Source organism: Alcanivorax sp., assembly GCF_002726155.1.
Taxonomy (GTDB): domain Bacteria; phylum Pseudomonadota; class Gammaproteobacteria; order Pseudomonadales; family Alcanivoracaceae; genus Alcanivorax.
This window is the reverse complement of the sequence record NZ_PBSH01000013.1, coordinates 1-12,846: the sequence shown is the minus strand read 5'-3', so window position 1 is coordinate 12,846 and position 12,846 is coordinate 1. Positions and strand designations below refer to the sequence as shown.

At 58.2% G+C, this 12,846-nt stretch carries 13 protein-coding genes, 1 tRNA gene and 1 rRNA gene; 7 read left to right on the top strand and 8 right to left on the bottom strand.

The window, feature by feature from the left end; translation table 11 throughout:
• The 4 genes from CL546_RS04305 to lptF form a co-directional block, all read right to left on the bottom strand.
• Positions 1-69: transfer RNA gene (locus tag CL546_RS04305), tRNA-Leu, on the bottom strand.
• Between the two features lie 56 nt (positions 70-125).
• Entirely contained in the window at positions 126-830 is a 705-nt protein-coding gene (locus CL546_RS04300; protein ID WP_290493188.1) for a PP2C family protein-serine/threonine phosphatase, read from the bottom strand.
• Between the two features lies 1 nt (position 831).
• Entirely contained in the window at positions 832-1,893 is a 1,062-nt protein-coding gene (gene lptG / locus CL546_RS04295) for an LPS export ABC transporter permease LptG (RefSeq protein ID WP_290493187.1), read from the bottom strand.
• Positions 1,890-3,008: an LPS export ABC transporter permease LptF gene (gene lptF, locus CL546_RS04290; RefSeq protein WP_290493186.1), complete on the bottom strand. Its 1,119-nt coding sequence runs from the start codon at positions 3,006-3,008 to the stop codon at positions 1,890-1,892. Before lptF ends, lptG begins: the two co-directional genes overlap by 4 nt.
• A gap of 266 nt (positions 3,009-3,274) precedes the next feature.
• Here lptF and CL546_RS04285 point away from each other — a divergent pair, with 266 nt between their 5' ends.
• From CL546_RS04285 to CL546_RS04260, 6 genes are all read left to right on the top strand, one after another.
• Positions 3,275-4,744, top strand: a complete 1,470-nt coding sequence (locus CL546_RS04285) for a leucyl aminopeptidase (protein WP_290493185.1) — start codon at positions 3,275-3,277, stop codon at positions 4,742-4,744.
• Positions 4,745-4,815: 71 nt separating this feature from the next.
• A complete protein-coding gene (locus CL546_RS04280; RefSeq protein ID WP_290493184.1) occupies positions 4,816-5,235 on the top strand; it encodes a DNA polymerase III subunit chi in 420 nt (139 codons plus the stop codon).
• A gap of 20 nt (positions 5,236-5,255) precedes the next feature.
• Entirely contained in the window at positions 5,256-5,642 is a 387-nt protein-coding gene (locus tag CL546_RS04275; protein ID WP_290493183.1) for a hypothetical protein, read from the top strand.
• Between the two features lie 160 nt (positions 5,643-5,802).
• The gene (locus tag CL546_RS04270) at positions 5,803-8,589 is read left to right on the top strand and encodes a valine--tRNA ligase (RefSeq protein WP_290493182.1); all 2,787 of its coding nucleotides are present in this window, start codon (positions 5,803-5,805) and stop codon (positions 8,587-8,589) included.
• Between the two features lie 11 nt (positions 8,590-8,600).
• Complete coding sequence (locus tag CL546_RS04265) at positions 8,601-9,167, top strand: TetR/AcrR family transcriptional regulator (RefSeq protein WP_290493181.1); 567 nt, start codon at positions 8,601-8,603, stop codon at positions 9,165-9,167.
• A 14-nt stretch (positions 9,168-9,181) separates the two neighbouring features.
• On the top strand, positions 9,182-9,973 hold the full coding sequence (locus tag CL546_RS04260) for a class I SAM-dependent methyltransferase (RefSeq protein WP_290493180.1): 792 nt from the start codon (positions 9,182-9,184) through the stop codon (positions 9,971-9,973).
• Between the two features lie 17 nt (positions 9,974-9,990).
• Here CL546_RS04260 and CL546_RS04255 read toward each other — a convergent pair whose 3' ends face one another.
• Positions 9,991-10,674, bottom strand: a complete 684-nt coding sequence (locus tag CL546_RS04255; RefSeq protein WP_290493179.1) for a TetR/AcrR family transcriptional regulator — start codon at positions 10,672-10,674, stop codon at positions 9,991-9,993.
• 77 nt (positions 10,675-10,751) lie between these two features.
• A complete protein-coding gene (locus CL546_RS04250) occupies positions 10,752-10,952 on the bottom strand; it encodes a DUF2061 domain-containing protein (RefSeq protein ID WP_290493178.1) in 201 nt (66 codons plus the stop codon).
• A 195-nt stretch (positions 10,953-11,147) separates the two neighbouring features.
• On the opposite strand from CL546_RS04250, the gene yegS reads away from it, so the two are divergent.
• Entirely contained in the window at positions 11,148-12,050 is a 903-nt protein-coding gene (yegS, locus tag CL546_RS04245; RefSeq protein WP_290493177.1) for a lipid kinase YegS, read from the top strand.
• Here yegS and CL546_RS04240 read toward each other — a convergent pair.
• Complete coding sequence (locus CL546_RS04240) at positions 12,042-12,578, bottom strand: fused DSP-PTPase phosphatase/NAD kinase-like protein (protein WP_290493176.1); 537 nt, start codon at positions 12,576-12,578, stop codon at positions 12,042-12,044. The two genes, yegS and CL546_RS04240, sit on opposite strands and share 9 nt — an antisense overlap.
• A gap of 176 nt (positions 12,579-12,754) precedes the next feature.
• Positions 12,755-12,846, bottom strand: a 5S ribosomal RNA gene (gene rrf / locus CL546_RS04235); the annotation flags it as partial.

Genomic DNA, 12,846 nt, shown 5'->3' with positions numbered 1-12,846 from the left:
GGCCGGACTTGAACCGGCACGCCCGTGAAGGCAACGGATTTTGAATCCGTCGTGTCTACCAATTCCACCACTCTGGCAGTGGGGCGCGAGTATACCAGCCCTTCACGGCTTTTCCAGCCTTTACGTTAACCGAGGGCAATTTTGATTGCGGTCACGTTATCCCGACTACCCGCGTTCAAGGCTGCCTTGAGAATAGCAGACTCGCTGGCACCCTCGGCCAGCAATTGATGTATCTCAGGCACCCGCAGCACAGAATGCACGCCATCAGTGGTCAGCAGGAATTGCTGGCCGGCCTCTACCGCAAACCGAATCTGTTCCAGTTTCAGCTTGTCGCCATTACCAATGGCCTGATAGATCACGTGACTGCGGGGGTGGCGCATGGCCTCTTCTTCGTCGATCTCACCTGCGTCCACCAGTGCCTGCACAGGGGTGTGGTCCTTGGTGATGGCACTGGTTCGCGATGCATCATGCCGGTAAAGCCGGGCATCGCCGGCCCACAGCACTCCAGCCTCGCCATCATGAATCAGCAACACGACAACCGTTGCCCCCATGGGCTTGCTGCCCAGGTGCATGGCGGCGTGGTGACGAATGGCATGATTGGCACTTTGTAGAGCGGCATCCACCGCCAGCAACCGGTGGGCAATACCGCCCCCGAGGGCAAGATTTTCCAGTGCATGACGGATCATGGTGGCGGCAAGGTCGCCGGCGTCATGGCCGCCCATGCCATCAATAACGGCCCACAAACCTTCACCGTCACGACACACCAGCGCGTCTTCATTGGCCGGCCGGCGGCCTGCGTGGGTGCGTCCCTGCCCCCGCCAGCAGCTCATCTCATCGCACTCGCTGCAGTAGCCAGACACCCAGTACCAGACACAGGGACGGCGGCAGGATGGCGGCCAGAAGCGGGTCAGTATGGAATACCAGCGACAACTGGCCGAAGAATTGCTGGCCGTAATGGAAGATCAACCCGGCGACGATACCCGCCGTCAGCCGCAGGCCCATGGTCACTTCCCGCAAGGGGCCGAACACAAAGGAGATGGCGATCAACACCATACCGATGGTCGCCAGCGGCATGAACAGTTTCTGCCAGAAGCTGAGCATGTAGTCTGCGGTTTCCAGACCCTGGCGCTTCAGATAGCGGGTATATTCCAGCAGTTTGACCAACGCCAGATTGTCCGGTTGAAGCACCACGATGCTGAGCAACTGCGGCGTCAGCTCCGTTTGCCATTCGCCCTGATCTTTCTGGTAGGTTTCGGCGTGATCCTCGAACAAACGAGTGCCGTGGATCCCCTCGAGTGACCAGAAATCCCCTTGATAGATCGCCCGATCCACATACTGGGTTTCTGTCAGTTTCTGGTTGTCGCTGAAGCGATAGCGGGTCAGGCCGTGCAACACGCCGTTGGGCTGCACCGCATTGATATGAATGAATTCCGGCCCTTCCCGATGCCAGTAGCCATATTTGGAGCGCAACGCTTCACCGCCGCCCTCGGCCATGGAGCGGTTACTCTGCGCCACCTGCTCACTGTAGGGGGTCAGGTATTCCCCCAGGGGAATCGACAGAATGATCAGCACCAATACCGGGCGCAACACCAGCCAGCTCACTTTCAGGGTGGAAACCCCGGCCGCACGAATCACCGACAGCTCACCACTATTCGCCAGCAGCCCCAGCCCAATCAGGGTGCCCAGCAAAATGGCCATGGGCATGTATTCGTAAAAGCGCCGCGGCGTGGTAGTCAGGATAAACTGCAGCGCTTCCATAACCTGGTAGTTGCCGCGGAGAAACTCCAGCTCATAAACAAAGCCGAACAGACAATCCAGGCCGACAATAATAAACAGGATAGCCAGGGTCGGGATCATTACCGCCCGCCAAAAGTAGCGCTTGAGCAATGTCATGAGCGCGCCCTCCGCCGGAACAACCGCCCGCCAAAGTAGAGCAGGAAGACCACACCTCCGGCACTCAGGTGGATCCAGACCATGCTCAGGTACCAGGGCAGCGCCCCTTTATGGTCTTCAATGGCGCTACGACATACCAGCAACATACCCACGTACAACATGTAGCCCAGCACCGCGGGGATAAGACGATAGAAACGGCCTTGCCGTGGGTTGACCCGCGCCAGCGGAATCGCCGCCAGCGCCATGATCGGCACGGTGAGAATCAGCGAGAGGCGCCACTGCAGCTCCGCCAGCGCCGCCTTGTTGTCGGCGCGCTGATCCACCAGCTCCTGGGTAGAGCGTCCCCGCACCTTGGGGGGGCGACTATCGGTTTTTTCGCCACCAATGCGCACACGCGCTTCCTTGAAGCCCACTTCCTTGTAGTCCAACTGCCCCGGCTTGCCCTGATACTGAAAACCGTCCGTCAGCAACAGGTAACTGATACCCTCTTCCACCACCAGCTTGCCGCTTTTCGCCCAGACGGTGAGCAGGCGGCCGGCCTCGCCCTGGCTTTCAAAACGGGCATCGGCCACAAAGACATTTTCCAGAACGCCCTTTTCCCGGTTCAGATGTTCCGCATAGGTGGCGCGCTGGGAATCACTGGAACCTTTGACGTGAAACCGTCCCGGCGTAAGCAGCTCCAGCACCGATCGGTCCTTCTGCTCCTCAAAAATCCGGTTCACCTCTGCATCTCCCCGCGGGGTGATATAGAGAGAAAACATGCCCACCAGGGTCGTGGCCATCAAGATGGGCACCACCAGCGAACGCACCACCCGGCCGTTACCCTGCCCACCGGCCTGCAGCACCACCATTTCGTTATCCATGTGCATTCGCCCCAGCACCAGTAGCAAGGCGATATACAAACTCAGGGGAACGATCATCTGCAGGAATTCCGGCATCCGGAACGCCATCACCAGGAACAACGCATCCGCGGCAATTTCACCGGCCGCCGCTTCCGCCAGGTATTTGATAAAGCGCCCACTGACCAGCACCATCACCAGAATAAAGGTGACCAGAACCGTGGTCATGAACACTTGCCGGTTAATATATCGATGAAGAATCAAGGGCAGGCCCACTCATTGCTGTCTGCAAAAACGCACCGAACACAATAAAGGCAGGCGAATAGCCTGCGGTTCGGCACACACCGCCGGGCAAAAAACGCCTGCGGCAGCAGTGAATGCCACCTAGTGTAACTGAGTGCTCGACCAAGGTGATAATTCCGTGTGAACAAGGGAACCGATGGATAGCGCCGAACGGATTGCGTTTCCGTGCGTGACGGCCCACTATTTCCTTTATTTATCGGGTGAATAGCGCCCCACCCTTTTATTGATCTGGAGACAGCATGGACTTCGCAGTAAGCAACAGGCCCCTGGAAAAAAGCAAGGCAGACGCCCTGATCGTACTGTTGAGCAAGAAAAGTGACCTACCCGAGGCCCTGCCCGACAGCACCCGCGAACAAATTTCCCAGTTCATGAAGGCCGGCGATTTCAGCGCAAGCAAAGGTCAACTGGGTTGGCTGCACGCCCCCCAGGGCATCAATGCGGCTCGCCTGCTGTTGGTTGGCACCGGTGACAGCCCGCTCAGCGACCACAACTGGCTCTCCCTGGTGCAAAAAACTGCCAAGGCACTGACCGCCGCCCCGGTGAAACAGGCTCTCTGGCTGCTGGATGACGCCCAGCCCCAGCCACTGGAGTGGCAAGTTCGCGAAGGCAGCCGGGTAGTGGAAGAAAGCACCTACCGTTTCGACGCCTACCGCAGCAATCCGGCACCGGCCAGCAAACTGGCCAAGCTGACCTTCTGGCACGCTGAAAAGGACGCCGCCCTCGCCAAGGCCCACAAAACCGGCAAGGCTGTCGCCGTTGGGGTGAACCTGGCCCGGGATCTGGGCAACTTGCCCCCCAATGATTGTTTCCCCGAATACCTGAGCGGCGTGGCCCGCGATCTGGCCAAGGAGTACGAAAAACTCACCGTAAAAGTGCTGAGCCAGGCACAGGCTGAAAAGATGGGCATGGGCGCCTTCCATGCGGTGGCCAAAGGCTCCGAACGCCAGGGCCAGATCATTGTGATGGAGTACAAAGGCTCCAAACCGACCAAACAAGGCCCCGTTGCCCTGGTGGGTAAAGGCATTACCTTCGACACCGGCGGCATCTCCCTGAAACCCGGCGCCACCATGGATGAAATGAAATACGACATGGGCGGTGCCGCCAGCGTTTTCGGTTCCGTAAAGACCGTGTGTGAGTTGGGCCTGCCGATCCATCTGGTCGCCGTCGTGGCCGCTGCCGAAAACATGCCCGACGGGCGGGCCGCCCGCCCCGGCGACATCGTTAAAACCCTGTCCGGGCAGACCGTGGAGATCCTCAATACGGATGCCGAAGGCCGTCTGGTGCTGTGTGACGCGCTGACCTATGTGCAGCAGAAGCACAAACCCCATACCGTCATCGACATCGCCACACTTACCGGCGCGTGCGTGGTTGCACTGGGCGCCCATGCCCAGGCGGTTTACGCCAACGATGATACCCTCAGCGAAGCCCTGCTCACCGCGGGCAAGGAAACCGGCGACCGCGGCTGGCCCATGCCCTTGTGGGACGAGTACCAAAGCCAGCTGGACAGTCCCTTCGCCGACATGCAGAACATCGGTGGCCCCAAGGCCGGCTCCATCACCGCCGCATGCTTCCTGTCCCGCTTCACCAAAGACGTGAAATGGGCGCACCTGGACATCGCTGGCACCGCCTGGATCAGCGGTGGCATGAGCAAGGGCGCCACCGGCCGCCCTGTCCCCATGCTTACTCGGTATCTGATGAACCAATGCTGACAAGCTCACGCAACACGCGAACCAAACGCACTCGGCGTGTTGCCCGCAGGCGTGTCGCATGGAGCCTTTAATTGACTGAAGTCACTTTCTATCTCAGCAGCAAGGTCGGGGACGGTGTACGCCAGGCGCTGGCCTGGCGAATTGCCGATAAAGCCCTGAAGCAAGGTCGCCAGGTTTATGTGCATTGCCAGAATGAGGCCCATGCACGACAGGTGGACGCACAATTCTGGCAATCTCCTGCTACAGGTTTCTTGCCCCATGCCCTGGGCAGGGAAGGCCAGGCACCGGTGCTGCTCGGGTTCGGCGACGATCCCGGTCATCATCACGATGTGCTGATCAACCTCACCGACCAGGTGCCGGACTTTTCGTCCCGCTTCCAGCGGGTGGCGGAAATGATCAGCGGCGCCGATTCCGAACGACAACAGGGACGAGAGCGCTTCCGCTTCTACCGGGACCGGGGCTTTCCCGTTACCACTCATGAACTGGGCTGACCACTGCGAGCGACACGGCGATGAGCAACAACAAGGAGACGGCAAAACACGCGCTACTCAAGGAACTGGATAATGTTCAGTCCCTGCTGAATGATGCTGACAGCCCGACCCAGCCGCCCCTGCTGAAGCCCTCAGCAGACACCACAGCTCCGGATTCTCAGCGGATCCGGCAGCTCGCCAGCGAACGGGCCAATCCATTCCTGTCCGGTCGCCCGGCGCCCGACACATCACAAGCGCAACCGGCGCCCCCCGTACCCACCCCCGCCCCACAGACGGCAGCCCCACGCCCGACGCTGACCAACAGCGATATCGATGCCGCCATCGATGAACTGGTGGCCGAGGCCCTGCCCAAGCTCGAAAAGGCCCTGCGCCTGAAGCTGCGCGCGGCCCTGCGCAGGAAGGCCTGACGCACTTCAGCCCAGCTGCCTTTGTGAAAGTGAGCACCTTTTCTCATTGCCTCGCCAGACATCCGGCGCCCAGCGCCAGGCGTTTTCTCACAACCCGCGACGAACCCGCCCCGCTTCGCTATAATTCGCCCTCATTTTTTCTGGTTTAGAAGCGGTGATCATGGACAAAACCTACCAACCCGATCGCATCGAGCAATCCTGGTATGAACACTGGGAAAAGGCCGGTCATTTCAAGCCGAGCGGCCAGGGTGATTCCTTCTGCATCATGATCCCGCCCCCCAATGTGACCGGCAGCCTGCACATGGGTCACGCCTTCCAGGACACCATCATGGACACCCTGGTGCGCTACCGCCGCATGCAGGGCCGCAACACCCTGTGGCAGGTGGGCACCGACCATGCCGGCATCGCCACCCAGATGGTGGTGGAACGCAAACTGGCCGGCGAAGGCACCAACCGCCACGAACTGGGCCGGGAGAAGTTTCTCGACAAGGTCTGGGAGTGGAAAGGCGAATCCGGCGGCACCATTACCCGCCAGCTGCGCCGCATGGGCGCCAGCGTGGACTGGACCCGAGAACGCTTCACCATGGATGACGGCCTTTCCAACGCCGTGCGCGAGGTGTTTGTCCGCCTCCACAAGGAAGGCCTGATCTACCGCGGCAAGCGCCTGGTGAACTGGGATCCCAAGCTGCACACGGCCATCTCCGACCTGGAAGTGGAGAACGTGGAAGAACAGGGCCACATGTGGCACTTCCGCTACCCACTCTCCGACGGCTCCGGCCACCTGGTGGTCGCCACCACCCGCCCGGAGACCATGCTCGGCGATACCGCCGTGGCCGTGCACCCGGAAGACCCGCGCTACAAGGACCTGATCGGCAAGACCATTCGCCTGCCGCTGGCGGACCGCGACATCCCCATCATCGCCGACGATTACGTGGACCCGGACTTCGGTTCCGGTTGCGTCAAAATCACCCCGGCCCATGACTTCAATGACTATGAAGTGGGCAAGCGTCACGACTTGCCGATGATCAACATTCTGACTGCGGATGCGGCCCTCAATGAAGAAGTGCCGGAGGCCTATCGCGGCCTGGATCGTGTGGATGCCCGCAAGAAAGTCGTGGACGATCTGGATGCCCTTGGCCTGCTGGAAAAAGTAGCAGACCATACCCTGCAGGTGCCCCGTGGTGACCGCTCCGGCGTCATCATCGAACCCTACCTGACCGATCAATGGTTCGTGGCCGTGGAAGAGCTGGCCAAGCCCGCCATTGCCGCCGTGGAAAATGGCGACATCCAGTTCGTGCCCAAGAACTACGAGAACATGTATTTCTCCTGGATGCGCGATCTGCAGGACTGGTGTATTTCCCGGCAGCTCTGGTGGGGTCACCGCATCCCTGCCTGGTATGACGCTGACGGCAATGTCTATGTAGGCCGTAACGAGGAAGAGGTCCGCGCCGAACACAATCTTGGTGACACTCCGTTGAGCCAGGACGATGACGTTCTGGACACCTGGTTCAGCTCCGCCCTGTGGACCTTCTCTACCCTTGGCTGGCCGGAAGACACCGATGCCCTGCGCACCTTCCATCCCACCGATGTGCTGGTGACCGGTTTCGACATCATCTTCTTCTGGGTTGCCCGGATGATCATGATGACCCTGAAGTTCACCGATCAGGTGCCCTTCAAGAAGGTTTATGTGCACGGCCTGGTGCGCGACAACGACGGCCAGAAGATGTCCAAGTCCAAGGGCAATGTGCTCGATCCGCTGGACATGATCGACGGCATTACCCTGGATGCGCTGATCGACAAACGCACCAAAGGGCTGATGCAGCCGCAAAAAGAAAAGCAGATTACCAAGCGCACTCACAAGGATTTCCCGGACGGCATCAACCCCTACGGGACCGATGCCCTGCGTTTTACTTTCCTGTCACTGGCCTCCACTGGCCGTGATATCAAGTGGGACATGGGCCGTATCGAAGGGTACCGGAACTTCTGCAACAAGATCTGGAATGCCGCCCGCTATGTGATGATGAATACCGAAGGCGAAGATTGTGGCATCACTGCTGACAGCGACATCGAGCTGTCACTGGCGGACCGCTGGATTATCTCTGCCCTGCAACGGGCCGAACAGGAAGTCAGCGACGCACTGGACAGCTTCCGCTTTGACGTGGCCAGTCATGCCGCCTACGAGTTCATCTGGAATGAATACTGTGACTGGTATCTGGAGCTTTCCAAACCGGTGCTGTGGGGTGACGACTACTCCGAGGCCCAGAAGCGCGGCACCCGCCGCACCCTGGTCACCGTTCTGGAAGCCATCCTGCGGCTGGCCCACCCCTTCATGCCATTTATTACCGAAGAGATCTGGCAAAAGGTCGCCCCGCTGGCAGGCAAGGCAGCAGACAGTAAAGGTGAAACCAGCAACACCATCATGCTGCAAGCCTTCCCGGCCAGTGACCCCGCCAAAATCGATACTGATGCTGAAACCGGTGCCGAATGGGTGAAAGCCGTGATTAGTGCGGTACGCAACATTCGCGGCGAAATGGGTATCCCACTGGGCAAGGCGCTGCCAATCTACCTGCATAACGGCAAGGACTCCGACCAGGCCCTGCTGGAGGCCAACCGCGCCTTCCTGAGCAAGCTGGCCAAACTGGAATCCATTACCTGGCTGACAGCGGAAGATTCCGCCCCCGCCTCCGCCACGGCACTGGTGGGTGACATGGAAATTCTTGTGCCCATGGCCGGGCTGATCGACAAGGAAGCGGAAATAGAGCGGCTATCCAAGGAAACCGACAAACTGCGCAAGGAAGTGGGCCGCGCGGAAGGCAAGCTGAAGAACCCCAAGTTTGTCGACAAGGCGCCCCAGGCGGTGGTCGATAAGGAAAAGGCCAAGCTGGATGACTATCGCTCCCAGCTGGCCAAGCTCGACGAACAGCTGGAAAAAATCAAATACCTGTAAGGACGGCCATCATGGATGATCCCCGCCGCGCCCGTATTCTCACCTGCGCCCAGGAAGTCTTCGCCAGCGAAGGCTTTCGTAGCGCCGAGGTGAAGACTATCGCCGAGCGGGCCGGCGTGGGCAAAGCCACCATCTATAAATTTTTCCCTTCCAAGGAAGCCTTGCTGCTGACCATTGTGAAGGAAAACCTGAACACCATCCGCGACCTGATCCTGTCCGAACTGATCAGTGTTGCGCCTCCCCTGGAGCGGCTGGAAAGCCTGTGCCGAGCCGTGGCTCGCTATCTGGAACAGAATCAGGATTTTTCCCGGGTGCTGATTCAGGAGGCAGGTGATTTCATGGGCGACATCCAGCGCCAGTATCTGGCACTGATGGAGCAAAACCTGCCGCTGGCCGATGCTTTTTTCAATGAACTGCGCAAAGACGGCTATTTTGTTGCCCTGCCGACTCGCGATACGATTCTGATGATGGTAAACCTTGTCACCGGAACCACGTATACATGGGCCCTCACAGGAGAGGGCAGCCTCGAACAACAAGCCGCAGACTACATGAAGGTGTTGATCCGCGGCCTCAGATAGGACGAGCCGAGATCATGCGACTTTTGGTTATCTTTACCGCGTTGCTTTCCACCACCCTGATTCACGCCGGAACGCTCGATCAGCTGACCGACGCCCCTCACCGCACGCCACAGGAAAAGGCCCGTGACGAATACCGCCACCCGGTGGAAACCCTGAAATTTTTCGATGTCGAAAAAGACATGACAGTGGTTGAGATATGGCCCGGCGGTGGCTGGTACACCGCCATTCTCGCCCCCTGGCTTTACAAGTCCGGCACCTATTACGCCGCCCACTTTCCTGAAGACAGTGACATCCCGTTCTATCGCCGCTCGGTGACCCAGTTCAAGACCAAGCTGGCAGAACACCCGGAGATTTACGACCATGTTCGGGTCACGGCACTCAATCCCCCCGCTTACACTGTTATCGCCCCGGCGGGCACCGCAGACCGCGTGCTGACCTTTCGCAACGTGCACAACTGGGCAAAAGCCGGGAAGACCGAAGCGGTGTTTGCCAGCTTTTACCAGGCCCTAAAACCCGGCGGCATTCTCGGTATCGTGGAGCATCGTGCACCGGAGGTCCGCCCGCTGGAAAGACAAATCGAAACGGGCTACATGAGCGAGGGATACGTGATTGCCCAAGCCGAGCAGGCCGGGTTCAAGCTGGTGGATCAATCGGAAATTAACGCCAACCCCAAAGATCAGGCAAACCACCCGGCCGGGGTCTGGACACTGCCCCCCAGCCTGCGTCTTGGCGACAAGGACCGGGACACCTATGAAGCGATCGGGGAAAGTGACCGGATGACACTGAAGTTTATCAAGCCGGAGTAACCGGCTCGATAGGATCGTTACGGCGCCGGGCGCTCCAGCATGCCCGGCGTGACTTCACCCAGCACCAGAGATTCGGCCACCCCCACCGCCACCCGCAAGCACTGGTCGAGACGTTCCTGGGAAAAACCACCATCCTCGAAAATGTAGAGCGAGTAATTTTCCAGCATCCATAGCATGGTCAGGAAAACCAGCGGCTCGTAGTTCTTACCGGTATACCGATTGATCTGTACCGCAAGGACTTCCGACGCCAGCGTCTGGGCACGAGTACGGTGTGGCGCAAGGGCCGAATCAGAAGAACGGGCCTCTTCCATCATCAGTTTGATCACCGGCCCCATGCTCACGTGATAATCGAAATACACCTTGGTGGTGTTGCGGATGATGTCATTGGCAGACGATGCCTGCTTCACCTCTTTGTGAAAGTGCAGCAGCATGTTATCCACAAAAATACGATAAATGCTTTCCAGCACATCCATCTTGTTGCGGAAGTACTTGTAGAAAGTACGGCGCGACACGTCAGACGCATCCAGCAGGTGTTGAACTGTCGTACGCTGCAACCCACGCTGAGCAAAAACCTGCATTGAGTGGATCAGGATTTCCGCCCGCGCCTGGGAGCGTTGCCCCCCTTCTTCACGGGCATGCACTTCCAACACCTGATTCACCACCTGGCGAATCGCATCAATGTCACTGCTTCCTGTCTGCACCTGACAAATACCCCTTACAATGTATACTTTGCGGTAGCTTAACCAACGGTCATCACAGAGTAAACACCGAGTTTATCCTAGGCCATGACCGTTCCGCTCACCGCTTCAGGGTCTCTGCGACGCTTCCAGACCTTTTCGTGGAAGTGGTAAGCCACCGTATTCACACAAGGTTCCACCAACGCCGTCAAACCACCAATACGCCAGTCACCGGTCATCGCCCAGACGACCAGAAACGCCACTGAAATATGCATTACTCCGAAACTGATTGTCTTGGTCATGAGACGTCCTCCTTTTTGACTATCATCCCCAACCCCGAGTCTATAGAGAAATGCTATTCCCATATCTCAGCAATAGCTAATAGCAATCATTATCACTACCGGATTATCAAGGATTGTTAACTTGCCCCCTAAATCATGCGCCAGTCACGCTCTGTGCTTTACTCTATGGCATCCGCCAACGACAGGGTTTACACCATGAGCAAGAAAGCCTTACTGATTCTCCACGGTAAACAGGCCGCGAATCAGGCCGTTCGCGACGCGGTTATGAACTGGCGTGATCAGGGCCACGAACTGGCAGTTCGAGTCACATGGGAAGGCGGCGACGCCGAGCGTTATGTGCAGGAATCCCTGAATAACGGCTTTACAACGCTCATTGCCGGCGGTGGTGACGGATCCGTACGCGACATCACGCAGGCGTTGATGGAAAGCGGGCAGCAAGATCTGGAACTGGCGATCCTCCCACTAGGCACGGCTAACGATTTTGCCACTGCTGCGGAGATTCCCGTAGAGCCGGCAGACAGCCTCCGCTTGCTTGAAAACACCCCACACCCCTGCGATGTCATACAGGTTAACGACCATTATTTCCTCAATATGGCCACCGGCGGTTTCGGCACGGAAGTAACAACTCAGACATCGGAAGATCTGAAGAAAATGCTTGGCGGGGCAGCCTACCTGCTCACCGGTCTGAGCCGATTCTCTGAAATCGAATCCGCCAAAGGCCAGTTCAAAGGCGAAGGCTTTGAATGGGAAGGCGAATTTCTCGCCCTGGGGCTCGGCAATGGCCGCCAGGCAGGTGGAGGACAGCGTCTATGCCCTGACGCCCTGGTCAATAATGGTCTGTTCGATGTGGCGATCCTGCCCGCAGACATGGACTTGCTCGCTGGCGTGAAAGAACTATTCGACAGCGAAGCCCGCCAAGACCCCAACCAGGAAGGGTTATTTATACGCACCCGACTCAGTGAAATGCACATTGAAACACCGACGCCAATGAACCTGAACCTGGATGGCGAGCCCATTCAAAATACCACCTTTCACATCCGCTCTATTCCAAATGCATTGCGTCTGTACCTGCCAGAAAGCAGCCCACTACTAGGCTGATGCTTGCTGACCGCCACAACGCTGGACAAACTCGCGAACTTTCTGGCGACGTTGATCCAGCTTGTGGCCGTACAGGGGGAAATGCTCCCACACGCCCAGGTCCTTGACGCCATAACGACGTGTTGCCACTGCCACCACCATCATTCCGGTTCGAATGACTCCCATCTCACAGTGCACCAGACAGCGGCTTCCCCCGCGATCAATCTCATCCATAAACTGCAGGATCTGCGCTTCCGTTGGTGGTGTGTCCTGAGCCATGGGGATGTTGACCAGCTTCAAGTCATGGCGACGACAGTAAGTGAGCTGCCGTTCATACCAACCTTTCTTGCTGTACTCGGACTCCAGGCGCAAATTGACAATCGTGTTGACCCGTAATACCCGATGCAGGATGCGCAAGCCGACAGGCCCCAAGGTACCACTACGGTAAAGCTTGCCGGGTTTGACCACACGAAAGTGATACATCAGCTTGCGATACCGGTAAATAAATAAAACTACAAGAAGGACCGCAATGACGATATAAAACAGCATGGCAAAGACTCCGCAACGTGGATATCGCTGCAGTGTGGCGAGTCTTTTTGGCAAGGGTATGACAGAGGTTGTGGGGTCAGGCAGCGCCAGCTTGTGGCAGGAAGCGCGCTTCTGCCCAGCCTGAACACAAAAAACCCCCGACGCTTGCGCGACGAGGGTTCTTTGTTTGTTTAAGAGCCTGACGATGACCTACTCTCACATGGGGAAGCCCCACACTACCATCGGCGATATGTCGTTTCACTTCTGAGTTCGGCATGGGATCAGGTGG

Coding starts and splice junctions, on each gene's coding strand:
- CL546_RS04250 (WP_290493178.1), bottom strand. CDS start 10,952: ATGACCAAGACAATCAGTTTCGGAGTAATGCATATTTCAGTGGCGTTT.
- CL546_RS04285 (WP_290493185.1), top strand. CDS start 3,275: ATGGACTTCGCAGTAAGCAACAGGCCCCTGGAAAAAAGCAAGGCAGAC.
- CL546_RS04275 (WP_290493183.1), top strand. CDS start 5,256: ATGAGCAACAACAAGGAGACGGCAAAACACGCGCTACTCAAGGAACTG.
- CL546_RS04240 (WP_290493176.1), bottom strand. CDS start 12,578: ATGCTGTTTTATATCGTCATTGCGGTCCTTCTTGTAGTTTTATTTATT.
- CL546_RS04300 (WP_290493188.1), bottom strand. CDS start 830: ATGAGCTGCTGGCGGGGGCAGGGACGCACCCACGCAGGCCGCCGGCCG.
- yegS (WP_290493177.1), top strand. CDS start 11,148: ATGAGCAAGAAAGCCTTACTGATTCTCCACGGTAAACAGGCCGCGAAT.
- CL546_RS04265 (WP_290493181.1), top strand. CDS start 8,601: ATGGATGATCCCCGCCGCGCCCGTATTCTCACCTGCGCCCAGGAAGTC.
- CL546_RS04270 (WP_290493182.1), top strand. CDS start 5,803: ATGGACAAAACCTACCAACCCGATCGCATCGAGCAATCCTGGTATGAA.
- CL546_RS04260 (WP_290493180.1), top strand. CDS start 9,182: ATGCGACTTTTGGTTATCTTTACCGCGTTGCTTTCCACCACCCTGATT.
- lptG (WP_290493187.1), bottom strand. CDS start 1,893: ATGACATTGCTCAAGCGCTACTTTTGGCGGGCGGTAATGATCCCGACC.